The sequence below is a fragment of the Plantactinospora sp. A48 genome (genome assembly GCF_055793945.1).
Genome location: NZ_JBTIXF010000024.1, coordinates 1 through 24,226 on the forward strand (window position 1 = coordinate 1; position 24,226 = coordinate 24,226).

The following is a 24,226-nucleotide window of genomic DNA, read 5'->3' on the forward strand; positions in this document are numbered from 1 at the left end:
GGAGGGGGGGGGGTTCTTTTCTCGTTTGGGGGGTGGGGGGGGGGGCTGTACTGGGGGGGGGGGTGTGTTGGGGGGGGATCCCTCCCCCCCCCCCCCCCCCCCCCCCCCGCGGTTTCTCCCACGGGCACGACGATTCCACCGTCCCGCCGCACGGTGTTTCCCGGGACGCTGTGGGCGTCCCGCATCCGGTTCACCCCGGCTGCGCTAGCGTGGTGATCATGCAGGGACCTGCGGAGGGGCGGACCCGTCGAATGTTCGGCGGGCGAGCCGGCGCGCTCGGCGACCTGGCCGCCAGCCCGTACCGGGCGGACCGCGACCGGATCGCCAGCTCGCCGTTCTTCGCCCGGCTCGGCGGGGTCACCCAGGTGGTCAGCCCCGGCGGGGCCGGTCTGCTGGTACACAACCGGCTCACCCACAGCCTGAAGGTCGCCCAGGTCGGCCGCGCCATCGCGGAGCGGCTGGCCGCCGGCCCGTACGCCGAGCTGCTGACCCGGCTCGGCGGCTGCGATCCGGACGTGGTGGAGGCCGCGGCACTGGCGCACGACCTCGGCCACCCGCCGTTCGGGCACCTCGGCGAACAGGTGCTGGACCGGCTGGCCCGCCACCAGTTGGGGCTGCCGGACGGGTTCGAGGGCAACGCGCAGTCGTACCGGATCGTCACCAGCACGGAGATCCGCAAGACCGCGACCATCGGTCTGGACCTCACGGCGGCGGTCCGGGCCGCCATGCTGAAATACCCGTGGACCCGGCGTGGCTATCCGGATCCGCATCCCCGCTGCCTCGATCCGGCGCCCAGAGGTGCCGCCGCGCCGTCGGCCGACCCGGAGAGCGGTTCGGTCAAGTTCGGCGCGTACGACACCGAGGCGGCTGACCTGCGCCAGGCCCGGGAGCCGTTCGCCGGCCGGATCGCCGACTGGCAGCAGACCGTCGAGGCGTCGATCATGGACACGGCCGACGACATCGCGTACGCGATCCACGACGTCGAGGACTTCCACCGGGTCGGCGTGCTCCAGCAGGGCGTGGTGGCCACCGAGCTGACCGGGTGGCAGCGGGACGCCGGTCAGCTGCGGAACCTCAGCGACGCCGTCCTGGCGACCGCCCGCCGTCGGCCCGGCGCGGCGATCGAGCGACTGCGCCGGCAGTTGCACCGCAAGGACGCCTGGATCAGCGACGGTGACGCCTTCGCCGCCGCGGTCGAACACGTCCGCGCCGAACTGGTCGACGGACTGCTCGCCGCGCCGTTCGACGGATCGATCGAGGCCGAGCAGTACGTCGCCAGCTTCTCCGCCCGGTGGACCCGTCGACTGGTCGACGCGGTCACCGTGACGGCGGCCCCGGCGGTCCGCTCCGGCCACGTGCTGCTCGACGTCGCACAGTGGCACGAGGTGCAGGTGCTGAAACTGGTCCACCACCGCTTCGTACTGGAACGTCCCGACCTGGCGTTGCACCAGCGCGGTCAGGCCCGGCTGCTGACAACCCTGGTCGAGGCGCTGTTCGCCTGGCTGCGCGACACGGGGGAGGGCGGCCGGTTGCCGCAGCGCCTGCACGACCTGGTGGAGCTGGCCGAGGCCGAGCTGCATCCGAGGACGCCCGACCGGATCGGTCGGGCGCAGGCGCGGGCCACCGTCGATTTCGTCGCCGCCCTCACCGACGGACAGGCCGGTGCGCTGCTCGACGCGCTGTCCGGCCGTTCGGGCGCGCTCTGGACCGACGCCTTCGTCCTCTGAGTCCTTGGTCCCGGCGGTGTGACCGGTCGGGTCCGCTGATGGCGGCGTCGGGCTCGGGCTGACCGGTCGGTCCGCTGATGGCGGCGTCGGGCTCGGGGTTGCCGTCGGCGTACCCGGCAGGGCTAGCTCGGCCGCGACTCGTGGTCGGCGCGTGCGGCGAGCAGGGCGGTCATGTTGTCCGCGCACCAGGCGCGGGCCGCGTCGATGAGCGTCAGGAGGCTGCGGCCCAGCGGAGTCAGGGCGTACTCCACCCGGGGTGGGTTCTCGGCGTACGCGTTCCGCTCCACCAGGCCGTCGCGTTCCATGGCTCGCAGGGTCTCGGCGAGCACCTTCGCGGTCACCGTACGCAGTGGGACACGAAGCTCGCTGAACCGGCGTGGCCCGTGCTCCAGGCACAGGACCACCATCGCGGTCCACTTGTCGCCGATCTGGAAGGGCATCACGCTCGACGGGCAGGCCGCGTCGAACATGTCCTCCCGCAGGCTCAGCGTCACGGCCCGAGCGTAACCCCGGTACCGTTGCGGTAACCAGGGTGCCGGCGGTTAGCGTCCCGCCATGAGCAGCATCGTCATTTTCGGCGCCGGGGGTCGGGCCGGCCGGGCCGTCGCCGCCGAGGCCCGCCAGCGTGGCCATTCCGTCACCGCCGTTGTCCGGGACCCCGCCAGACATCCCGATCTGTCCGCCGCGATCCGTGGCGACGTCACCGATCCGGAATCGGTCGCCGCTGCCGTGGGTGGCCACGACGCGGCGGTCAACGCCGTCAGCCCGGCCTCCGGACCGGAGGAACTGGCCCGGCTGGACCTCGATCCAGCCTTCTTCCGCAAGGCGGTCGACGCGCTGCTGGGTTCCGGCGTGCCAAGGCTGGTGGCGATCGGCCTGTTCGTGAACCTGCTCGACGGCGACGGCCGGCTCCTGCTGGACGTTCCCGAGATCCTGCCGGCCGAGTTCCGGCCGTTCGCGCTCGCCCACACCGCCGGGTTGCGGCGGCTCCGGGACGCGGGGTCGGCCACCGACTGGGTGATGCTCACCCCGCCGGCCCTGTTGCGGGACGGCCCGCGTCTCGGCCGGTACCGAATCGGTGGCGAGACCGCGCCCGAGGGCGAGTTGTCGTACGCGGACCTGGCCGTCGCGGTCATCGACGAGATCGAAAGGCCCAGTCTGCACCGGACCCGGGTGTCCATCTTCAACCGGTAGGTGCCATCCGTCGGCAGCGGTTCAGCCGGACCGGACCCGGGCGTCGTGCCAGGTCCGGCCGGAACGCTTACACATTGCCACTGGTCTATGCACAAGATCGATGCTATGAAATGGTGGGTCGCTGGCGACCTACCAGGGCAGTGCCGCCTCCACCGGTTGGGCATCGAAGTCGTTTGGGGAGACCAGTACATGAACGCAAATCAGGATGGTCGGCTGCGCGCCCGATGGCGGCGTTCGACGAGAACCATCATCGCCGCGGCGACGATGTCCACCGGAGCCGCCGTGCTCACGGTCGGACTCACGATCGGAGCGGCCGTGGCGAGCGCCGGCACCGCCGAGCGCAGCTCGCCGAACGTTTCCCTCGCCGCCCCGGCGGTTTCCAGCGTGGCGGCTGGTATCGCACACACCTGTGCGGTACCCACCGACGGCACCCTGTGGTGCTGGGGCGGTAACTACAGCGGCCAGCTCGGCGACGGCACCACCACGAGCCAGAGCGCCCCGGTGCGGATCGGTACCGCCACCAACTGGGCCAGCGTCGAGGCCGGTACCAGTTACACCTGTGGGGTCCGGACGGACGGCACGCTGTGGTGCTGGGGCAGCAACAGCCGGGGCCAGCTCGGCGACGGCACCACCACCAGGCGGAGCGCGCCGGTACAGGTCGGCACCGCCACCACCTGGGCCAGGGTCAGCGCCGGCGACCAGCACACCTGCGCCACCCGGACCGACGGCACCCTGTGGTGCTGGGGCTTCAACCGCACGGCGCAACTGGGTCAGGGGAGTACCTCCCCCTACACCGCGACCAGCCCGATCCAGGTTGGTACGGCGACCAACTGGGCGAGCGTCACGACCGGCTTCGGCCACACCTGCGCCACCCGGACCGACGGCACCCTGTGGTGCTGGGGTGACAACTCGAACGGGCAGCTCGGTTTCGGCACCCTGACCCCCAAGACGTCTCCCTTCCAGGTCGGCACCGCGACAACCTGGGAGGGCATAACGGCTGGGTACGCCTACACCTGCGCCACCCGTACCGATGGCACCCTGTGGTGCTGGGGGGAGAACGGGTACGGACAGCTCGGCGCGACTGGCTCCTACCAGACCTCGCCGGTCCAGGTCGGCACCGCAGCCACCTGGAACAGGGTCACCGCGACCTTCGACACGACCTGCGGGACCCGGACGGACGGCACCCTGTGGTGCTGGGGCAACAACGGCAAGGCGCAGGTTGGCGACGGAACCACCACCAACCGGTACGCGCCGACCCAGGTCGGCACCGCCACCACCTGGACCGGTGACGTCGTGGTCGCCTACCACGGCTGTGCGATCCGCACCGACGGTGGCCTGTGGTGCTGGGGCGACAACTCGGGTGGCCAGCTGGGCGACGGCACCACCACCCAGCGGTCGGCCCCGGCGCAGGTGACCTTCCCGAGCTGACCACAACCCGCCCCGAGGTCGCCGAGGCGGACGGCAGACGCCGACGTCCGACCGGCTGGGGTTTCGACGCCGTGCCGTCGGTCCGCACCGCACCTGTGGCGGTGCCGGGCCGACGGCACGAGCGCGAACGGCCGGCCCGGTCGATCGGCGCGGCCGACGGGGTCACGTGGTCGACCGGGTCAGGTGGTCGACCGGGTCACGTGGTCGACCGGGTCACGCGTCGAGCAGGCCGGTCACCGTGACCACGAGGGCCCGGCTGAGCCGTGCCGGGAAGTCGACGCGGGAGGCCGCCAGCAGCGGATCCTGGACCGCCTCCAGCACCGCGGGGGAGGGGTTGGCGAACGGCCACAGCCCGGCGATCAGCACCACCGACAGCGACACGAGTTCCCGCGCCGCCGCCGGGGTCAGCGCGCGGACGCGGTCCCGCAACAGCCGCGCGAGCCGGCCCTGCAGCTCGGCGTGGGCGAGCTTGAAGTCGCGTACCGCCTCGGCGGAGATGTTGCGTTCCAGCTCGGTGCCGAGCGAACTCCACAGTTCACAGACCAGCGGGCGGCGGGCGACCGACCGGGCCAGCGCCGTCACCACGGCACCGGGCGCCGGCGGGTCCGTCGGGTGTGGTTGCGGCAGTTCGGCGGGAAGTTGCGCCAACCAGTCGTGCAGCGACTGGTTGAGCAGCGCGAAGAAGACCGCCTCCCGGGTCTCGAAGTAACGGACCACGTTGGTCTTGGACAGGCCGACCCGCCGGGCGAGTTCCCGCAGGCTGATGTCGCGTACCGGCATCTCGGCCAGCAGCTGTCCCGCGGCGTCCAGGATGGCCCGGCGTCGGGCCTCGCGCTGCTGCGGGCTTCTGGCCCGCTGAAACTCCGGTCGCTGGCCGGTTGTGGTCATGGTCACTAGCTCGGGAAATCGACGGACTCGCTCACCGACCGCCACTCGGCGTCGGTCGCGGCCCGCCGTTCCGCCGCGTCGCCGGCCGCCGCCACGGCGTCGGAGCCGAGCAGCAGGCGCAGCGGCGGGGTGGGTGCCTCGGCGAGGTCCAGGACGACCCGCGCGACCCGCGCCGGGTCGATCGGCTGGTTGCCGTCGGCGGCGCGCAGCCGGGCCTCCGCGGCGCCGATCACCGGCTGGTACGCCGCGCTGATCGGGATGATCCGCATCGAGGAACCCGCCCAGTTCGTCCGCATGCCGCCCGGCTCGACGACCGTGACCTTGATGCCGAAACCGGCCACTTCCTTGGCGAGTACCTCGGAGAACCCGCCCACCGCCCACTTGGCGGCCTGGTAGGCGCCCAGCCCGGGGCTGGCGACCCGGCCACCGACCGAGGAGATCTGGATGACGTGGCCGGAGCCCTGTTCCCGCATGGCCGGAAGCGCGGCGCGGGTGACGTTGACGACCCCGTAGAAGTTCGCGTCGAGCTGGGCCCGGAAATCCTCCTCGGGCATGTCCTCGATCGAGGCGACGTCCGCGTACCCGGCGTTGTTCACCACCACGTCCAGCCGCCCGAACGCCTCCAGCGCGACCCGCACGGCCGCCCGAGCCGCGGTCGCGTCGGTCACGTCGAGCGCGACGGTCCGGACCCGGTCGCCGTACGCGTCGACGAGGTCCTGGAGCTGGTCGGTCCGGCGGGCGGTGGCCACCAGGGTGTTGCCGGCCCGGAGGACGGCCTCGGCGAGGTCACGGCCCAGCCCTCGGGAACTCCCGGTGATCAGCCAGGTTCTGGTCATGATGGTTCCTTTCCTTGGATCGGGTCGAATTCCCCATGTCGCCCGCCCCGAACGTGGGGTCGGGCGAGGGGAGCGGCGTCTGAGCCGGCATTCCTGTCCCGCGTCGTGATCTTGTCCGCCACCATAAGGTTCCGCCGGCCTCTTATGTTTTCCACGATAACAGGCCACTGGCCTCTTCGGCGACCTGGTCCGTCGCGGGTCACCGGGCCCGCGCCGGTGCGTTATCGTTGCCGGGGTGCCGACGATCGGATGATCGTCGTATCCGCGAGGGTCGGAGTGGACGAGGATCGGAGTTGATCGTGGTAGGTGACGACGACATCTCCGGGTGAGAGCCCGGACCGGCCGCCGGGGCGCGTGATCGCGCCGTCGCCGCGGCCTCCCTGTCGTCCCCTCCGCTTCGTACCGGGCGCCAAGGTCGCGCGCCCGGCCGTCATTCTCCGAGGTCGATCGTGTCCGACGCTTACATCGTCAGCTCCGCCCTGTCCTTTTCCTGGCCGGACGAGACGCCGGTCTTCGGCGACCTGTCCTTCTCCGTGCCGGGCGGCCGGACCGGCCTGGTGGCGCCCAACGGCAGCGGCAAGACCACGCTGCTGCGGCTGATCGCCGGTGACCTGCGCCCGACCTCCGGCACCGTCACGGTGCGGGGCGTACTCGGTTACCTGCCACAACACCTGCCCTTCGCCGTCGACCAGACCGTCGGGCAGGTCCTCGGCGTCGACCGGACCATCGCCGCGCTGCACGCCATCGAGGCCGGCGATGCCAGCGAGCAACACTTCACCGCCGTCGGCGACGACTGGGACATCGAGGAACGCACCGCCGCCGAGCTGGACCGGCTGGGCCTGGGCGAGGTCACCCTGGACCGGCGGCTGGGCACCCTCAGCGGTGGACAGGTGGTCTCCCTGGGTCTGGCGGCGCAGCTGCTCAACCGCCCGGACGTGCTGCTGCTGGACGAGCCGACGAACAACCTCGACAGCGCGGCCCGGGAACGGCTGACGGCGGTGCTGCGGGGCTGGAGCGGCTGCCTGCTGGTGGTCAGCCACGACCGGGCGCTGCTGGACGAGATGGACCGCATCGCGGCCCTCGACCACGGCGAGATCCGCTGGTACGGCGGCACCTACACCGACTACGAGCAGGCCGTACGCGCCGAGCGGGAGGTTGCGCAGCGGCAGGTCCGCACCGCCGAACAGGACCTCAAGCGGCAGAAGCGCGAGCTGCAACAGGCCCGCGAACGGGCCGCCCGCCGCGCCTCCACCGCCGCCCGCAACCTGCCCGACGCCGGCCTGGCCCGGATCGTGGCCGGCGGCCTCAAACGGGACGCCCAGGTGTCGGCCGGTCGGGCCAACGAGACCCACACGGCCCGGGTCGGCGACGCCCAGGCCCGCCTCGACCAGGCCAGCCGGGCGGCCCGGCAGGACGACCGGATCGTCATCGAACTGCCCGACACCGCCGTGCCGGCCGGCCGGACCGTCTTCGCCGGCGAGCACCTGCGGACCGAGTACGACGGGCGGCCGGTGTTCGCCGGTGACGGCATCGACCTGAGCATCCGGGGACCGGAGCGGATCGCGCTGACCGGCGCCAACGGGGCGGGCAAGTCAACCCTGCTGCGGCTGGTCAGCGGCGACCAGCAGCCGGTGTCCGGGACGGCCACCCGGGCGGTCGGCCGGACCGCGTACCTGTCCCAGCGGCTCGACCTGCTGGACTCGGACCGTACCGTCGCGGAGAACCTCGCCGCCTTCGCCCCCGCCCTGGCCGACGCCGAGCGGATGAACCTGCTGGCCCGTTTCCTGTTCCGGGGCGACCGGGTCCACCTGCCGGTAGGGGCGCTGTCCGGCGGCGAACTGCTGCGGGCCACCCTCGCCTGTGTCCTGTTCGCCGCGCCGGCGCCCCAACTGCTCCTGCTCGACGAGCCCACCAACAACCTGGATCTGGACAGCATCGGGCAGTTGGAAGCCGCGCTGACCGCGTACCAGGGGGCGCTGCTCGTCGTCAGCCACGACCAGCGTTTCCTGGACGCGATCGGGGTCGACCGCTGGCTGCACCTGGCCGACGGCCGGTTGACCGAGATCCATGCGCCCCGGGCCGACTGAGTACGCCTGGTCCGGCTCGGACAGCCTGGCTCAGTGCGCACAGCCTCGTCCGGCGCGAACAGCCTGGGTCGGGTGAATTGCCCGGTTCGGGGTACCCGCCGAGCCTTTCGTCACCGTCGGTGATCGGCCGCTGACCAGGGATGGATCACCCCGACAGACTTTGCAATGCTTCCCTCCAGGCGACAGGCACGCACGGTGAGCACATGCTGGAGGCCAGTCCGATCATGAAAACGGAATCGTGGCAGCTCAAAGGTTGTGTAGCCGTGAGGGAAGCATTGCAAAGCCGCTGTCACCGGCGGCCCGAGAGCTCGGACCGAGATCACCCACGGTAATCATCGCAGTGGCCCGGCGCCATTACTCCACGTAGTCTTCGGGCCCTCGTCTGGATCAGCCAGCCAGCCGTCGGTGGAGGTGCCGCTCGGCGTACCGCTGCTCGACCCGCCGTTGGTGGGAGCCAGCGAGCATCGGCGGAAACCCGCGAGGGGTGGTCAGCGACCCGAGCCGCAGGTCGCAGGTCAGGGGTCCGTTGGCGCCGGTCGCGCCGGTCGCGCCGGACGGGCGCGCGGTTACGCGGTTACACGGTCGCCTTCACCGCGCGGAGGAAGGTCTGCCAGGAGGCTGGGCCGAACACCAGCGCCGGACCGTGGCGGTCCTTGCTGTCCCGGATGGCGACGATCCCGGTGAGGTTGCCGGCGACCTCCACGCAGTTGCCCTCGTTGCCGCTCCGGGTGCTCTTCCGCCACACGGCACCGGTCAGGTCAGTCATCGTACGTCTCCTTGATCACGTTGCCGATCAGGTCGTCTGACGCCGGCTCGTCGAGGGCGAGATCCCACAGCGTCCGCCAGGCTTCATCGTACGTCTCCAGCTCGCCCGGCTGATCCAGATAGAGGCTGCCGGTCAGCGACTCGCTGTACACGGTGGACGGCTCGGCCGGGCGGGTGCCCACGGGCGGGAAGTCAAGGATCGCAAACGCGTTTGCCACGGAGGCGGTGTGTGGCCCAACGGACAGCGGCAGCACCCGTACGGCGATGTTGGGTGCCCGGGCAACGTTCACCAGGTGGGCGAGCTGGCGCCGCCACGCCTCGATGTCCACGATGGGCCGGCGGATCGCCGACTCGTCGATGATGGCCTCGAACATCGGCGCGGCGGGGCTGCGCCGGGTGAGCAGCCGCTGCCGCTCCAGCCGCATCGCGACCTTCTGCGCCACCCACTGCGCGGTCCGGTCGGGCTTGGTCTCGAACACCGCCGTCATGTATTCCGGCGACTGCAACAGCCCGGGGATCAGCGTCGACTCGTACTGCCGGATGTGGCTGGCGGCGGCCTCCAGGCCGACGTACAACTCGAACCAGGCCGGGATCACCGCGCCGTAGGCGTGCCACCAGCCCCGGCTCTTGCTCTCGCGGGCGAGCGACACCAGCACCTCGGTCAGCTCCGTCGACATGCCGTAGAGCTGGCACATCAGCGTCACGTCGTGCGAGCGCAGGGACGACTGGCCGCCCTCCAACCGGTACATCTTGGCCGGCGACCATTCGAGCTTGGTGGCGGCGGCCTCCAGGTTGATTCCGGCCTCTTCGCGGGCCTGTCGGAGCAGCCGGCCGAGTTGGCGTCGCGGTACGGAGGTACCCACGTCGATCATTTGCCCCCGACCCTGTGGTCGACGACGATCCACCGACTTCGTCCACTCTGCCTGCCGAAATGACGCACCGTCAATCACCCGCACAAGACGATGCCGCGGGTGCGCGATGGAGGCCGCGCACCCACGGCACCGGGCGGGTGCGCGACGGCCACCGCGCACCCGCGGCACCGGCTGGGGAGCCGGGGAGGTTACGACAGCGTCAGCGCGGTGTCGTCGATGACGAACGAGGTCTGCGCCGAGGAGTCCTCGACGCCGGTGAACTTCAGGGTCACGGTCGACCCGGCCAGCGACGTCAGATCAACGGTGCGCAGCTGGTACCCGCTGGCCGCGTTCAGGTTCGAGTACGTGGCCACGGTCGTCGAACCGGCCTGGACGGTCAGCTTGTCGTAGGCCGTGCCCGTCGTGCTCTCCGCCGTGTCGATGTGCAGCCAGTAGGTGAGGGTGGCGTGGCAGCCGGCCGGAATGGTCACCGACTGCGACAGCGTGTCGGTGTGGGACCGGCCGTAGCCGTCCAGCCAGGCCTTGTAGGAGCCGCCGTGCGCTGGCTGGCTGGACGAGCTGCTGATCACCCCGGAACTCGCCGTCCAGGGTGCGGTGCCGGATTCGAAGCCCGGATTGCCGAGCTTCTGGCCCGAGCAACCACCACCGGGCGAGCTGACCGCCCAGCTGAAACTCGTCGTACCGGTGGCGCCGGTGCCGTCCTTGACGGTGACGGTCGTGGTGGTGTTCTGGACCGCCGTCGGCGTACCGCTGATCAGACCCGAGCTGGCGTTGATCGACAACCCGGTGGGCAGCCCGGTCGCGCTGTAGGTGAGGGTCTGGCCGCTGCCGGAGGACCTGGCCTGGATCTGCAGGCTGGTCGGTACCCCGGTGGTCGCTGTCTGGTTGCCCGGGTTGGTCACCGTCACCGTGTTCCCGCTGCCCGGGGGCTTGGTCAGCAGGCAGCCGGCGATGGTCAGGTCGATGGCGTTGGCGGAGTTGAGGCAGGTGGTGAACCAGTAGACCTCCTGCCCGTAGCTCTGGCCCTGGTACGCGTGGGTGGTGCCGTCCGCGTCGACCTCGCACGGATTGTTCAACGTACACATCTGGCCGTTGTCGTTGCCGGTGTTGTTGATCCCGACCACCCGGTTGCTGTTCAGGTCGACGATCGGCGACCCAGAGGTGCCGTGGGTGGTGTTGCATCCGCTGCTGTAACGGATCGAGTCGTGCCACGTCCACGCGTCCTCGCGGAGCGTGGGTACGAACCCGTTGATCGAGCAGTTCCAGATCTGCTTCCAGTAGCCCGACGGGATGAACATGTTGCTGGCGTCCACCGGGTGGGTGTCGGAGATGGTCAGCGCGGTCACGCCGTAGCTGGACCTGATGGACCCGAAGGTGGTGTTGAGACGGTACAGCGAGACATCGGTGTTGGTCATCGTCGCGTAGAGCAGCATGTCGGCCCGGACCGTACCGAGGGAACCACCGGTGGAGTTGAGCAGCGTGCCGGATCTCGTACTGGTCCTGTTCTGCAGCACCACACCCGCTCCGGGCATGCCGCCCTCGTAGCAGTGACCGTTCGTCAACATCAGGGCCCGGTCGGTGTCCACCGAGGTGGGATACCGGACGAGGGCGGCCGAGCAGTTGTTCAGGGCGATCGTCGCGGTCAGGCTGGCCGCCTGCAGGGTGTCGGCGGCAGCGGCTGGACGGGCCGGGCCGCTGATCGCGGCGCCGAGCACGATTACGCCAAGGGTGATGGCGATTCGTCGGAACATGGGCTCTCCAGATGGGAGTGGGGGATGCCGACATGAGCTTATGGCCGATCTTGCTCACAATGAAGAGAGTGAATTCCGCGAGGCATCGGCGAAGGATCCGGCAACCGGAGGGGGAGCGCGATGACCACACCGAAGAAAATCGACTTCAGGTCCATCCCCGACGACGGCGTGACCTGGACACTGTTGGGCACCCTCTACCTGCGAGCCTGGGAGAGCCGCCTGTCGCACCCCATTCTCGGGGACCGGTACGCGGCCGAGGCCGTCGAGCGCATCGACTACGACTTCGCCAGCCTCAGGCGGCGGGTCCGGCCCGACTACAACCAGTTCGTGGTCGGGCTACGGGCGCGGCAGCTCGACGACTGGGCCCGGGCCTTCCTGGCCGACCATCCGGACGCCACGGTGCTGCACCTGGGTTGCGGCCTGGACAGCCGGATGCTCCGGCTCGACCCGGAGGGTGTTCTTCGCTGGTTCGACCTGGACCAACCGCACGTCATCGACCTGCGCCAGCGGCTCTACCCGGAACACGGCAACTACCGGATGATCCGCGCCTCGGTCACCGAGCGGGGCTGGCTGGCGGAGATCCCCACCGACCGTCCCGTCCTGATCATCGCCGAGGGACTGCTGCCCTACCTGACCCCCGACGAGGTACGGGACCTGCTGCGACGGTTGACCGACCACTTCGCCACGGGCGAGCTGATCTTCGACGGGGTGGCTCCGTGGGTGGCCCGGATCGTCAAACCCTTCCGCTGGTCGGCGGGCGACGGCCGGGAGATCGAGCGGTGGAACCGGCGGCTCCGCCTCGCCGACCGGGCGGGGCTCACCGCCCACTCGGAGCGCATTCCGATCCGTCGTTACCGGGTGCTGTACCGGCTCATGGACGCCGTACCGCCGCTGCGGGCCGGCTCGACGACGTACCGGTTCACCTTCTGAGCCACCGCTGACCGGCGCCGGCCGGGACCGCGCTGACCGGCGCCGGCCGGGACCGGTTCTCCCGGGCCACGTCAGTTCGACGTGGCCCGGGAGAACCGGAGTGCCGGAACCCGGTCGGGTCGGGCGGGGATGCCACCGGGCTCCGGCGGATGGGGCCGGGTCAGGTCCGGTTCAGGTTCCAGAGGTGGTCGGCGGTGCCGTTGTCACCCCACTGGAGGGTCTGCGCCCCGGACGCCGTGCTCATGTTGGAGACGCCGAGCAGCAGGCCGCTGTTGACGTTCCGGAGCTTGTAGTGGCCGGAGCCGTCCGCCACCGGCACCCAGAGGTGGTCGGCGGTGCCGGTGTCACCCCAGACGAGGCCCGTGGCGCCCTGGCTGGTCGAGGCGTTCTGGATACCGAGCACCAGATTGCTGAGCTGGTTGACGATCTTGTATTGCCCGTTGCCCGCCGAGACGAGCGACCAGACCTGCGACGAGTTGCCGTTGGCGGTGGCCTGGACCACCGAGGTGCCCCACGCCGTGCCGGAGTTCAGCGTGTCGAGCCGCAGCCCGCTGTTGACGTTCGAGATCCGGTAGGTGCCCGAGAGGTCGGACGGGGGCGGCGAGGACGGCGGTGCCGACGTTGGTGGCGTCGACGTCGGTGGCGTCCCGTTCCCTGGGGTGATGGTGATCCGGTACGCGTCGTTGGTGGCCATGTTGACCGGTACCGAGATCGTCCCGTTGGACGGGGTGTACGTGCTGTTCGAGATCGTGCTCGGGCCGGCGGACGCGACCGTACGGCCCAGCGAGACGGTCTGCTCGACCTTGACGTTCACGGTGCTGCCGAGGCTCAGCGAGTTGAGCCCGTTGACCGTCACCGCGCAGGATCCCGAACAGTGCCCGACGATGATGCTGACCTGGTTGTTGCCCGACGGCACCGCGGCGAAGCCGTCGATGCCGGTCTGCGCCGGCGGGTTCGTCACGACCATGTTGCCGGACATGGCGCCGTACCAGGTGTAGAGCCAGTAGGCGGCGTTCGGGCTGCCACCACGGCTGGTCAGCAGGTCGCCGAGGGCGCCGGACTGGTTCCAGAACGCCAGTTCGGCGTCGCGGATGCCGAGCCGCTCGAACTTCGAGATGTAGCCGACGAGCGGACCGGGCAGGCCGACCTCGCTCGGCGAGGCGTACTCCTCGATCGCGATCGGCCGCCGGGCGATGCCGAGCTGGTCCTCGATCGACTGGACGGTGGCGACGTCACCGGCGATCTTCGAGGAACTCGACAGCTCGTGCCAGGCGAGGATGTCCGGCACGGTGTTCGTGTTGACCGCGTTCTGCAGGAAGTTCCGCATGTCGCTGATGTTGTCGGAGAAGCTCGGGCCCTGGATCGGCTTGTTCGGGTCGATCGAGCGGACCTGGCGGAACGTCGTGGTCCAGAAGCTCTCGTACGTCCCGTTGGTCGAGCGCCAGGTGTTGTCCGACTCGTTCCACAGCTCGTAGGCGGAGATGCTGTTGTAGTAGGACGAGGACTTCATCGCGTTGATCTGCGAGTTGATGAAGGGCGTCCAGGTGCTCCAGCTGAACTGGTACGGCCAGCCGGCGTAGTAGTCGGACAGCCGGTTGACCAGCTTCGCGCCGACGGCGACCGCTGTCGGCGCGACCTGGGAGATGTCGCCGGTGGGCTGCTGGCGGCCACCCTGCGGCATCTGGACGAAGGTGTTCGGCTTGATGGCCTGGGCGAGTGCGACCGACGGCTGCGTGGCGTTGGCGAGCCCGTAGAGGCTGCCGGTCGCGACGTGCGTCACGGGACGGAGCACCTGGTTGGCGTTGACGGTCAGGGTGTTCGCGGCGCTCGCCGCCGTTGCGGGGGTCAGGGTGAGGCAGGTGACGACGAGCGTGCCGGCAACGGCCGTGGCCGTGGTCGCCAGCAGGGATCGGGATACTCGTCGACCCCATCCGGTATGGACGGTCTGGGTCATGCCGTGAGGGCTCCTTCCAGGTTGGGCTCTGACGCTGGCCTGGCTCCGAAGGAAAATATGGAAAACAGTTTCCTGAATGTAAGGGCCATGTTTCCGAAGGTCAAGCGGCGCCGATCGATTTCCTGAGGCCCTGGTGTTGATGGTGCGTAGAGCCTGTTAACGGAGCGTGAGGAAACCCTTTGCCCTCAGCGACCCAGAGGCAGCCACACCCGCATCGGCCCGGCGGCCCGGTTGGCCCACAGGTGGTACGGGATGGCCGAGACCGTCGCCCGGACCACCTCGGAGGTGTCGGCCGCGTCGAGGGGCCGGTACAGGGCGTCGTCGCTGCTCGGGCGCACGGCCATCGTCGCGGCCAGGCGGACCGGAGCCAAGCCGTCGCCGGGCACCGCTTCGAGCGGTACGGAGGGATCGAGTTCGAGATCCTCGAAGACCGCTCCGGACAGCGCCTCGGGCACGTCGGCGTGCTCAAGGCAGTAGACGACCGGACCCCGGGCGAGCGCGACGGTGCCCCGCACGGCGTCCACCCGCGGGTGTGCGGTCATCAGGCGTGGGGGCATGTGCAGCACGAGTTCGGCCCGGTCGCCGGGCCGCCAGGCGCGGGTCAGGCGCAGGTAGCCCTCCTCCGCCGCCGACCGGACCCGGACCCCGTTCACCGACAGCTTCGCGTTGGCACACCAGGCCGGTACGCGCAGCGCGAGGGTCCACGGATCGTCGTCGGTCTCGGTGACCGTGACCGTGATCCGCCCGTCCCAGGGATAGTCCGTATCGACCTCGACCGTCCGACCGGCGCAGGTGTAGGTGCCGGCGGCGTACAGGTGCAACTGAAGTCCCAGCCCGTCGCCGGTCGCCGTGTAGTCGTGCAACGAGGCCATCAGCCGGGCCAGGTTGGGCGGGCAGCAGGCGCACGAGTACCAGGACAGCCGCTGCGAGGGCGCGTCCTCGTCGGAACCGTCGTGGCCGGTGCGCAGTTGCAGCGGGTTGGAGTAGAAGAACTCCCGGCCCGACTGGGCGATCCCGACGGCGATGCCGTTGTAGAGGAAGCGTTCCATCTCGTCGGCGTACCGGACCCGACCGGTGGCCAGCAGCAGCCGCCACGCCCACTGGAACGAACCGATGGCCGCGCAGGTCTCCGCGTACGCCCGGTCCGGTGGCAACTCGTACGGGTCGCCGAACGCCTCGTCGCGGTGCCGGGATCCCTGGCCGCCGGTGAGGTAGGTCTTGCTGGCCAGCGCCGACTCCCAGAGCCGTTCGGCGGCGGCCAGCAGGTCGGCGTCGCTGTTCTCGACCGCCACGTCGACCGCGCCGGCGAGCAGGTAGACCTGGCGAACCACATGACCGGTGACCTCGCGGGCCAGCCGCACCGGCTCGTGGTCCTGGAAGTACCGGGGTCCGAACCGGTCGCCACCGAGCAGCCCGTGCCCACGCAGCTCGACGAACCGGGTGGCGAGCGTCAGGTACGGCCGGTGCCCGGTGACGCGGTACAGCTCGACCAGTGCGGTCTCGATCTCGGGATGGCCGCAGACCGCGTCCTCGCCGTCCGGACCGTACCGGCGGACCAGCAGGTCGGCGAACCGGCGCGCGACGCCGATGACCTGCTGCGCCGCCGCGTCGGCGGGACCGTCACCGTCGCCGGTGCCGTCGGCGCCGCTGCGCGCCGCGGCGACCGCCGCCTGGATGAGGTGACCCGCGCAGTACATCTCGTGGCTGTAGTGCAGCTCGCTCCACTGCCGGTCCCGATGGTCGGTCTGGTAGTAGGAGTCGAGGTAGCCGTCGGGATCCTGTGCCTTCTCCAGCAACGCGGCCACCTCGGTGGCGAACCCGGAGACGTCCCCGGACCGGCCGCGCTCCCAGAACACCGCCTCAAGGGTCTTGTACACGTCGCTGTCGGCGAACCACATGCCGGCGAACGGCCCGCCGAAATCCCCGGTGACCCGCCGCAGGTTGCGGATGTTCCCGTACGCGTCGAGCTGCTCGACGCAGTGTGGCAACGTCGCCGCCGCGTTGCGCTCCTGCCAGGAGCCGAGCAGGCCGCGGGGATCCAGGCGCACGGCGTCCGCGTGCAGGGGCCGGAGCGCGGAACGGGCCTGGGGCGTGGGTACGACCGGACCGTACGAAGAAGTCATGGAGTGTCGTCCTCAGTCCTTGACGGCGCCGGCGGTGACACCGGCGGCCACGTACCGCTGCGCGACGATGAGCAGCAGGGTCGCGGGGATGGACGCGATGACGGCGGTGGCCATGATCGCGTTCCACTGCTGGTTGTTGTTGCCGATGTAGTGGTAGATGCCGAGGGTGATCGGCTGGGTGTCGCCCCCGCCGTCGAGCGTGGTGGCGAAGACGAAGTCGGACCACGCCCACAGGAAAGCGAACAACGAGACGGTGACGACGGCGTTGCGGGAAATCGGCAGGACGACCGAGACGAACGTGCGCCACCTCGTGGCGCCGTCCATCCGGGCCGCGTTGATGAGCTCCTCCGGGATGCCCGACATGAACGCTGTGAAGATCAACACGCCGAACGGCACCGCGATCGTCGAGTCGGCCAGCACCAGGCCGACGGCGTTGTTCAGGATGCCGAGCCTGAGATAGACGGCATAGAACCCCATCGCCATGATGATCGCCGGGATGATCTGCGCCATCAGCAGCACCAGGCTGAGCGCCCCGCCGCCGCGCGGTCGCAGTTTGGCCAGCGAGTAACCCGCCGGCGCCGACAGCAGCACGGTGAGGATCACCGTGCCGAGGCCGATCATGAGACTGGTTCCCAGGTACGGCAACTGGTCGTGCAGCACGGCCCGGTACCCCTCCAGGGTGCCGTGGACCGGGAACAGGTACGGCGGATCGTGCCGCATGTCGGTGTCCCGGGTGAAGGACACGTTGATCATCCAGTAGACCGGGAACAGCATGACCGCCGTGAGCAGCAGACCGATCGCGGTCTTGACCGGCTTGCTCATGCCGACTCCTCGCTGCGCTCGCTCATGCGTTCTGCCTTCGCTGGATGCGGATGTAGATCAGGCCGAAGATCAGCGCCATCACGATCAGCAGGTTGCCGACCGCCGCGCCCGGACCGAACTGCGGCAGCATGCTGCCGAAGCTGAACCGGTACGACCAGGTGGCGAACGTCGTCGACGAGTCGGTGGGGCCACCCCTGGTCATGATCCAGATGATGTCGAAGACCTTGATCGTGTAGACCAGCCCGAGCAGGAGGGTGATCGCGCTGACCGGCCGCAGCAGCGGGAACGTCACCTCCCAGAATGCCTTCCACCCGGTCGCGCCGTCGATCGCGGCGGCCTCGTAGAGGTCCGCGGGGATGGCCTGCAGACCGCTGTAGAGCACGACCAGGTTGAACGGGATGCCGATCCAGATGTTCGCGATGATCACGCTGGTCAGCGCCCACTGCGGCGAGGTGAGCCAGTTGACCGGGTCGATCCCGAACAGGCCCAGCGCCGAGTTGACGATGCCGGAGTCGCTGTTGAGCATCCACGACCAGGTCGAGGCCGAGACGATCAGCGGCAGCAGCCACGGCACCAGGAACAGTGCCCGCAGGGTGGCCGAGAGCCGGAAGTTCTGCCGGAAGAAGACCGCCAGCGCCATCCCGATCGAGAACTGGAAGACCAGCGAGACCACGGTGAACACCACCGTGTGCGACAACGCGGGACCGAAGGTCGGGTTGTCGATGACCGTGCGGTAGTTGTCCAGACCGGAGAACGGCGCCCCGCCCTGCACGAACGAGCGGACGGTGTAGTGGCGCAGGCTCAGGTCCAGGTTGCGGTACAGCGGGTAGGCGTAGAAGGCCAGCAGGTAGAGCACGACCGGGGTCAGGAAGGCCCAGGCCGCCCACTGGCCGCTGCGGCGCCGGGTGCGTCGAGCGGCCCGGGCCGGGGCGGCAGTCACCGCACCGGCCCGGGTCACCACGTCGGATGTCCTGGTCACTTTGTCGCCGCGGCCGCCTGCTGGGCGGCCTTCAGTGCGTCCTGCGGCGTCTTCGAGCCGGACAGCGCCGCCTGGAAGGCCCCCCACAACGGTTCGGAGATCTTCGGGTACCGGGTGCCGAGGTTGTCGCTGGTCCGGCCCTTCGCGGCCTGCACCGCCTCGACCCACACCTTCAGGTCGGGCGCGGCCTGCACCTGCTTCTGCTGCACCGCGTCGGTGGCCGCGATGTAGGACAGCGTGGTGTCGGTGGTGTACGCGTTGTCACCGCTGGTCAGGCAGGTGATGATCTTTTCGGTGGTGGCGTAGCGCCCGGTGTCCTTCTGCACCGGCGCGGAGACGAACTCGCCGCCCGTGGGTGCCGGTGCGGTGCCGCCGGTGCTCGACGGAATCGGGATGATGCCGTACTCGAACCCGGCCTTCTTCGCGTTGGCCAGCTGCCAGGTGCCGTTCTCACCGAACGCGAAGTTGCCGGAGGCGAACTCCTGCCAGGTGGTCGTCTGGGTGTTGTTGATCACCGAGTTCGGGGCGTACCCGTGCTTGAGCCAGTCGGTCCAGAGGGTGAGCGCCGAAACCGCCTGGTCCGAGTCGAGCTGGGTGAGGTTGGCCCCGGAGCCCCAGAACCAGGGCAGGAACTGGAAGCTGCCCTCCTCGGTGCCGATGGCCGAGAACGTGATCCCCTTCTTGCCGGTCGCCTTCACCTTGCCCAGGGCCGTGGTCAGCGACGCCCAGTCCTTGATCGTCGTCGGGTCGACCTTCGCGGCGTCGAGGATCTTCTTGTTGTAGTAGAGGGCGAGGGTGTTCGCGCCGATCGGGACGCCGTAGGTCTTCCCGTCGAGCTGGCCGGCCGCGAGCAGGTTCGGCTCGATCGCCGAGGTGTCCATCTTCGTGTCGTCGGTGGTGGTCAACACGCCCGCCTCGGCGAGCGTGGACACCACCGGGTTGTCGATGATCAGGACGTCCGGCGAGTTGCCCTGCTGGGCGCCCAGCAGCGCCTTGTTGGTCAGGTCCGTGGTGTCGTAGCTGGTCCGCTTGACCGTGACGCCCGCGTCGGTGCCGCACTTGGTGAGCAGCTTGACCCAGTCTGAGCTGTCGTCGAACTGCGGGTACGGATCCCAGACGGTGTACGCGCCGCCCGCGGCGCCCGGGGACGACCCGCCATCGGAGGATGTGGAGTGCGAACAGCCGGCCGCGAGGCAGGCGGTGACGGCGAGGGCGGCGGCGATCCGCAGCCGGCGCCGCGCCGAGGTGGACAGGGTCATATCGGATCCCCTTTTGCGCGGGTGGGTCTTCTCGGACAGGGATGGCCCGGCGTCCCAGGTCGAGAAACAACGGCGCCGGGGCGGCGAGGAAAACGATTGCCGACACGCTAGGGACAGCCTTGCGCGGCTGTCAAGAGCAAGTTACGGTCGCATTATGTGACCGGCGAGAGCGGCACCGGCGGGAGCGGCTCGGAAAATCGAGTCGGCACGGGGACCGGGGAGGAAAAGCTGAGCATCACAACCAGGGCGGCCACCATCAGCGAGGTGGCGGCGCTCGCCGGGGTTTCCGTCGGGACGGCGTCCAAGGCGCTCAACGGACGGGGGAGTCTGCGTCCGCAGACCGTCGCCCGGGTGCGCCAGGCCGCCGACCAGCTCGGCTTCGTGGCGAACGCGGCGGCGCGCAGCCTGCAGACCGGACGCACCTACACGGTCGGGATGATCACGACGGACAGCATCGGTCGGTTCAGCATCCCGCTGCTGATCGGCGCCGAGGACGCGCTCGGCGCCGGGCAGATGTCGGTGTTCCTCTGTGACGCCCGGGACGACCCGATCCGCGAGCAGTACTACCTGCGCACGCTGCTCAGCCGGAAGGTCGACGGGATCATCGTCACCGGCCGCCGCACCCAGGCCCGCGCGCCGATCGGAGCCAGCCTGGGCGTACCCGTCGTCTACGCCTTCATCAGCTCCACCGACCCCCGTGACTGTTCCGTGGTGCCCGACGAGGCCGACGGCGCGCGCCGCGCGGTGCAGCACCTGCAGGCCATCGGCCGCCGTCGCATCGCGCACGTGACCGGGCCCGAACACCACCACTCGGCCCGGGTCCGCGCCGAGGCCGCGGCGTCGGTGGTCGATCTGGTGACCCCCCCGCTGTACGGGGAGTGGAGCGAGGCGTGGGGGCGGCAGGCCGCCGGCATCCTGCTGTCGACCGGCGCCGAGATCGACGCGGTGTTCTGCGGCAGCGACCAGATCGCCCGAGGGGTGGCCGAGGCGCTGCGTGACGCCGGCCGGAACATTCCCGGCGATGTCGCCCTGGTGGGCTTCGACAACTGGGACGTCATGGTGGCGGGCTGCCGGCCCCCGTTGACAAGCGTCGACATGGACCTTGAGGGCATCGGTCGCGAGGCCGCCGAGCTGCTGCTGCGGGCGATCAACGGCGATCCCGGACACGGCCCGCGGAAGCGCCCCTGCCGCCTCGTCCCCCGGGCCTCCACGGCCGTGTGACGGACCACCGTCAGCCGGTCCGGTCACCCGCCGGTCATCACCGGTCGGGCCGGTCACCCGCCGGTCAGCCTGGCCGGTCATCACCGGTCGGGCCGGTTACCCGCCGGTCAGCCGGGCCGGTCATCACCGGTCGGGCCGGTCACCGCCGCGCTGCCCGGCGGGGTCCCGGTCGGCGGGCCCGCGTCCGCCTTCAATGAGGCGGTCCAGGATTCCCCGGGCCGCGGCGAGCTTCTCGATGGACGCGGTGATCCGGGTGCGCTCCTCGGCCAGGACGTCGAGCAGCTCGGGACAGGTGGGCGCGAGCACCGTCCGGTCGTCGGGTACGCAGGGCAGGATCTCGGCGATGGCGCTGCTGTTCAGCCCGGCGGACAGCAGCAGTTGGATGTGTCGCACCTTGTACACGGCCTGCCCGTCGTAGTCCCGGTAGCCGCTCGCGCGACGGGCGGGCCGCAGCAGGCCCTGCTCCTCGTAGTAGCGCAGGGCCCGAGGGGTGGCTCCGGTGCGCCGGGCCAGTTCACCGATCCGCATCCGTAGAGCAGATCAGGACTTGACCTTCACGTCAACGTGAAGGTTTAGCGTCGTCGTCGTGACAGACCTCAACACCGATCACGAAAACACCGATCAGGAACCGCCCCGGACCATCGCCATTCTGGGCCTCGGCCCGATGGGCCGGGCCCTCGCCACCGCCACGCTCGCCGCGGGTCACCGCACCGTGGTCTGGAACCGCACGCCGGGCCGGGCCGAAACGCTCGTGGCGCGGGGCGCCACGCTCGCACCAACCGTGGCCGACGCGGTGGCCGACGCGTCGATCGCCATCACCTGCATGATCAACTACGACGCCGTCCGCGCGAGCGTGGCCGACCTCGCTGACTGGCCGACGGGCACGCTGGTCAACCTCAGCAGCGGGCACGCGGCGCAGGCGCGAGCCACGGCGGACTGGGCCGCGCGGCGCGGTATCGACTATCTGGACGGCGCGATCCTCACGCCGGCGCCCTCGATCGGCACCCGCGCCGCGACGATTCTCTACAGCGGCCCGTCCGCGCTGTTCGACCGGGTCCGCGTCCCACTGGGAGCCTTCGGCGGCAGCAGCGTCCACCTCGGCGCGGACATCAGCGCCGCGGCCTCGTACGAGATGGCCCTGCTCGACCTGTTCACCACGTCCGTCGGCGGGCTGGTACACGCCTTCGCCCTGGCCGTGGCCGAGGGCATCGCCCCCGTCGCGTTCGCCCGCTTCGCCCGGGAGATCGGCGGCCTGCTGCCCGAGATGGCCGACCGGTTCGCCGCGCAGCTCAGCGCCGGCAGCTATCCGGCCGACATCTCCAACATCGCGTCGGCGGGCTCGGCGGTGGCCCACGTCAGCGCCGCGGCGGCCGCTCGCGGCATCGACACCGCACCGCTGCGGGCCGTACAGGGAATCATCGGGCGGGCCGTCGCGGCGGGCCACGGCGGCGACAGCTACGCCCGGCTCGCCCGGTTCCTCGCCGAAACCGACCAACCGGACGTCCCGACCCCGGTTGACCAGGCCGGAAGCCCGGTACAGTGATACCCCGTGATCAGGCGACTCGGGTGGATTTCCGCTGTTCAGGCCCGTGGTTGGGACCCGGACGAGGACTTGGCGCTGCCGGCGCTGCGGCGGGCGGGTGTCGAGGTCGACGTCGTGATGTGGGACGACCCGGCGGTGGCGTGGGACTCCTACGATCGCGTGGTCCTGCGCTCGCCGTGGGACTATCCGGAGCGGCTGGACGAGTTCCGGGCCTGGCTGGACCGGGTCGCCGCGGTCACCGAGCTGCGCAACCCGCTGCCGATGCTGCGTTGGAACCTCGACAAGCACTACCTGACCGACCTCGGCCGGGCCGGCGTCCCGGTGATCACGACCAGCTTCGTCGAGCCCGGGGAACGGCCGGTGCTGCCGGACGATGACTTCGTGGTGAAACCGGCGGTGGGCACGGGCAGCCGGGAGGCCGCGTCGTACGCGGCCGACCAGCACGACCAGGCCCGCGCGCACGTGCGGCGGCTGCACGAGGGCGGGAACACCGCGCTGGTGCAGCCGCTGGTCCGCTCGGTGTCGACCGAGGGCGAATGGCCGCTGGTCTTCCTCGGCGGCCGGTACAGTCACGCCGCCAGCAAGCGGGTGAACCTGCCGCGGGCCGACGTGGTGACGGGGCTGTTCGCCGAGGAGACCAACAAGCCGTACGTGGCCGACGCGCGGCAGATCGCGGTGGCGCAGGCGGCCGTGGAGGCGGCGACCGCGCGGTTCGGTCCGCCCACCTACGCCCGGGTCGACCTGGTCCGCGACGACGACGGGGAGCCGTGCGTCCTCGAGCTGGAACTCGTGGAGCCGTCGCTGTTCCTCACCGAGGGTCCTCCGGAGGCCGTCGGTCGCCTCGTCGACGCGCTCCTGAACTGACCGATCGGGGCGTGACTAGGATCGGACGATGGCGGAAATCGACATCGACCCCACGCTCGCGCCGGTGATCGCCCGTACCGGGGATGAACGGGCCATCCTGGAGGCGTTCCTCGACTTCCACCGTTCCATCGTGCTGCGCAAGCTGCGCGGACTGTCCGACGCGGATGCGACCCGCCGGCTGGTGCCGTCCGCGACCACGCTGGCCGGCCTGGTCAAGCACCTCACCCAGGTGGAGCGGAACTGGTTTCCGTACCTGCTCGCGCCCGACCCGGGTGACGTGTTCCCGACCTCCGCGGAGGATGCCGAGGCCAGCTTCGCGCTGGCCGACGGGGACACGGTGGCGGCGCTGGCGACGGCGTACGAGAAGGCCTGTGCCCGGTCCCGGGAGCTGGCCGCCCGGTTCGACCTCGACCACGTGGTGCCGCAGCCGCAGCTCGGCGAGGTGTCCCTGCGGTGGATCCTGGTACACCTGATCGAGGAGACCGCCCGGCACGCGGGGCACGCAGACATCCTCCGGGAACTGACCGACGGCTCCACCGGCGCGGTCTGACCACGCCTCGCCGAGCCGTCGCCGCGAGTCACCCGCGCCTGGCGCAGGTGACCGGCGGGCGGGCGGTCCGTGCGGGCCGGTGGCCGTGTGGGCCGGCGGTCCGTGCGGGCCGGTGGCCGTGCGGGCCGGTGGTCCGTGCGGGCCGGGGGCCGTGCGGGCCGGGGGCCGTGTGGGCTGGAGGCCGTGTGGGGCTGGGGGCCGTGCGGGCTGGGGGTCCGCGCGGCTTCGAACCCGGTCGGCCGGGGCCGTCGACGAAGCCGGCTGGGTCATCCGAATACGGAAAGTGAACGCTGCTTCTGCCGCACCGAGCCCACTCTCCAGCCTTTGCAATGCTTCCCTCAAGGCAACGGTAACCCTGAGCCACTGGATGTTGTCGATCACGGAACCCGGGTCTGAGGAAGATCGCAGGTCAGAGCGGTGTCGCCTGGAGGGA

The 24,226-nt window shown here is 70.5% G+C and carries 21 protein-coding genes; 9 read left to right on the top strand and 12 right to left on the bottom strand.

Annotated elements, in window-relative coordinates:
* Positions 1-218: 218 nt before the first annotated feature.
* Positions 219-1,727, top strand: a complete 1,509-nt coding sequence (locus ACXN5W_RS14790) for a deoxyguanosinetriphosphate triphosphohydrolase family protein (protein ID WP_473158846.1) — start codon at positions 219-221, stop codon at positions 1,725-1,727.
* 122 nt (positions 1,728-1,849) lie between these two features.
* Here the strand turns inward: ACXN5W_RS14790 and ACXN5W_RS14795 are convergent, their stop codons facing one another.
* Positions 1,850-2,221, bottom strand: a complete 372-nt coding sequence (locus ACXN5W_RS14795) for a winged helix-turn-helix transcriptional regulator (protein WP_473158847.1) — start codon at positions 2,219-2,221, stop codon at positions 1,850-1,852.
* Between the two features lie 61 nt (positions 2,222-2,282).
* Here ACXN5W_RS14795 and ACXN5W_RS14800 point away from each other — a divergent pair, with 61 nt between their 5' ends.
* On the top strand, positions 2,283-2,921 hold the full coding sequence (locus tag ACXN5W_RS14800; RefSeq protein WP_473158848.1) for an NAD(P)-dependent oxidoreductase: 639 nt from the start codon (positions 2,283-2,285) through the stop codon (positions 2,919-2,921).
* Positions 2,922-3,110: 189 nt separating this feature from the next.
* A complete protein-coding gene (locus ACXN5W_RS14805; RefSeq protein WP_473158849.1) occupies positions 3,111-4,349 on the top strand; it encodes an RCC1 domain-containing protein in 1,239 nt (412 codons plus the stop codon).
* 213 nt (positions 4,350-4,562) lie between these two features.
* On the opposite strand, the gene ACXN5W_RS14810 is transcribed toward ACXN5W_RS14805, so the two are convergent.
* Together ACXN5W_RS14810 and ACXN5W_RS14815 are read right to left on the bottom strand one after the other, a co-directional pair.
* Positions 4,563-5,237, bottom strand: a complete 675-nt coding sequence (locus ACXN5W_RS14810) for a TetR/AcrR family transcriptional regulator (protein ID WP_473158850.1) — start codon at positions 5,235-5,237, stop codon at positions 4,563-4,565.
* 5 nt (positions 5,238-5,242) lie between these two features.
* Entirely contained in the window at positions 5,243-6,073 is an 831-nt protein-coding gene (locus tag ACXN5W_RS14815) for an oxidoreductase (RefSeq protein ID WP_473158851.1), read from the bottom strand.
* A gap of 449 nt (positions 6,074-6,522) precedes the next feature.
* Here ACXN5W_RS14815 and abc-f point away from each other — a divergent pair, with 449 nt between their 5' ends.
* Positions 6,523-8,160, top strand: a complete 1,638-nt coding sequence (gene abc-f / locus ACXN5W_RS14820; RefSeq protein ID WP_473158852.1) for a ribosomal protection-like ABC-F family protein — start codon at positions 6,523-6,525, stop codon at positions 8,158-8,160.
* 574 nt (positions 8,161-8,734) lie between these two features.
* Here the strand turns inward: abc-f and ACXN5W_RS14825 are convergent.
* The 3 genes from ACXN5W_RS14825 to ACXN5W_RS14835 all read right to left on the bottom strand — a co-directional run bounded on the left by ACXN5W_RS14825 (position 8,735) and on the right by ACXN5W_RS14835 (position 11,548).
* Complete coding sequence (locus ACXN5W_RS14825) at positions 8,735-8,926, bottom strand: DUF397 domain-containing protein (protein ID WP_473158853.1); 192 nt, start codon at positions 8,924-8,926, stop codon at positions 8,735-8,737.
* Positions 8,919-9,797 (bottom strand): helix-turn-helix domain-containing protein, encoded by an 879-nt coding sequence (locus tag ACXN5W_RS14830; protein WP_473158854.1) that lies wholly within the window; start codon positions 9,795-9,797, stop codon positions 8,919-8,921. Before ACXN5W_RS14830 ends, ACXN5W_RS14825 begins: the two co-directional genes overlap by 8 nt.
* 188 nt (positions 9,798-9,985) lie before the next feature.
* The gene (locus ACXN5W_RS14835) at positions 9,986-11,548 is read right to left on the bottom strand and encodes a putative Ig domain-containing protein (protein ID WP_473158855.1); all 1,563 of its coding nucleotides are present in this window, start codon (positions 11,546-11,548) and stop codon (positions 9,986-9,988) included.
* Between the two features lie 120 nt (positions 11,549-11,668).
* On the opposite strand from ACXN5W_RS14835, the gene ACXN5W_RS14840 reads away from it, so the two are divergent.
* Positions 11,669-12,478 (top strand): class I SAM-dependent methyltransferase, encoded by an 810-nt coding sequence (locus ACXN5W_RS14840; protein WP_473158856.1) that lies wholly within the window; start codon positions 11,669-11,671, stop codon positions 12,476-12,478.
* A 160-nt stretch (positions 12,479-12,638) separates the two neighbouring features.
* Here ACXN5W_RS14840 and ACXN5W_RS14845 read toward each other — a convergent pair whose 3' ends face one another.
* From ACXN5W_RS14845 to ACXN5W_RS14865, 5 genes are all read right to left on the bottom strand, one after another.
* On the bottom strand, positions 12,639-14,432 hold the full coding sequence (locus ACXN5W_RS14845) for an RICIN domain-containing protein (RefSeq protein ID WP_473158857.1): 1,794 nt from the start codon (positions 14,430-14,432) through the stop codon (positions 12,639-12,641).
* A gap of 185 nt (positions 14,433-14,617) precedes the next feature.
* Positions 14,618-16,555 (bottom strand): glycoside hydrolase family 127 protein, encoded by a 1,938-nt coding sequence (locus ACXN5W_RS14850; RefSeq protein WP_473158858.1) that lies wholly within the window; start codon positions 16,553-16,555, stop codon positions 14,618-14,620.
* Positions 16,556-16,567: 12 nt separating this feature from the next.
* Entirely contained in the window at positions 16,568-17,377 is an 810-nt protein-coding gene (locus ACXN5W_RS14855) for a carbohydrate ABC transporter permease (RefSeq protein ID WP_473158859.1), read from the bottom strand.
* Positions 17,378-17,399: 22 nt separating this feature from the next.
* Positions 17,400-18,356 carry a carbohydrate ABC transporter permease gene (locus ACXN5W_RS14860; protein WP_473158860.1) on the bottom strand — a complete coding sequence of 319 codons (957 nt, stop codon included), beginning with the start codon at positions 18,354-18,356 and terminating at the stop codon, positions 17,400-17,402.
* A complete protein-coding gene (locus ACXN5W_RS14865) occupies positions 18,353-19,615 on the bottom strand; it encodes a sugar ABC transporter substrate-binding protein (RefSeq protein WP_473158861.1) in 1,263 nt (420 codons plus the stop codon). The genes ACXN5W_RS14860 and ACXN5W_RS14865 overlap by 4 nt, the downstream gene beginning before the upstream one ends.
* Positions 19,616-19,849: 234 nt before the next feature.
* Between ACXN5W_RS14865 and ACXN5W_RS14870 the strand changes: the two genes are divergently transcribed.
* Positions 19,850-20,836 (top strand): LacI family DNA-binding transcriptional regulator, encoded by a 987-nt coding sequence (locus ACXN5W_RS14870; protein WP_473158908.1) that lies wholly within the window; start codon positions 19,850-19,852, stop codon positions 20,834-20,836.
* Positions 20,837-20,959: 123 nt separating this feature from the next.
* Here ACXN5W_RS14870 and ACXN5W_RS14875 read toward each other — a convergent pair whose 3' ends face one another.
* On the bottom strand, positions 20,960-21,364 hold the full coding sequence (locus ACXN5W_RS14875) for a MerR family transcriptional regulator (RefSeq protein ID WP_473158862.1): 405 nt from the start codon (positions 21,362-21,364) through the stop codon (positions 20,960-20,962).
* Between the two features lie 58 nt (positions 21,365-21,422).
* On the opposite strand from ACXN5W_RS14875, the gene ACXN5W_RS14880 reads away from it, so the two are divergent.
* The 3 genes from ACXN5W_RS14880 to ACXN5W_RS14890 are packed head-to-tail and all read left to right on the top strand — an operon-like array spanning position 21,423 to position 23,793.
* Complete coding sequence (locus ACXN5W_RS14880; RefSeq protein ID WP_473158863.1) at positions 21,423-22,379, top strand: NAD(P)-dependent oxidoreductase; 957 nt, start codon at positions 21,423-21,425, stop codon at positions 22,377-22,379.
* 6 nt (positions 22,380-22,385) lie between these two features.
* The gene (locus ACXN5W_RS14885; RefSeq protein ID WP_473158864.1) at positions 22,386-23,243 is read left to right on the top strand and encodes an ATP-grasp domain-containing protein; all 858 of its coding nucleotides are present in this window, start codon (positions 22,386-22,388) and stop codon (positions 23,241-23,243) included.
* Between the two features lie 28 nt (positions 23,244-23,271).
* Positions 23,272-23,793, top strand: a complete 522-nt coding sequence (locus ACXN5W_RS14890; RefSeq protein ID WP_473158865.1) for a DinB family protein — start codon at positions 23,272-23,274, stop codon at positions 23,791-23,793.
* Positions 23,794-24,226: the final 433 nt, after the last annotated feature.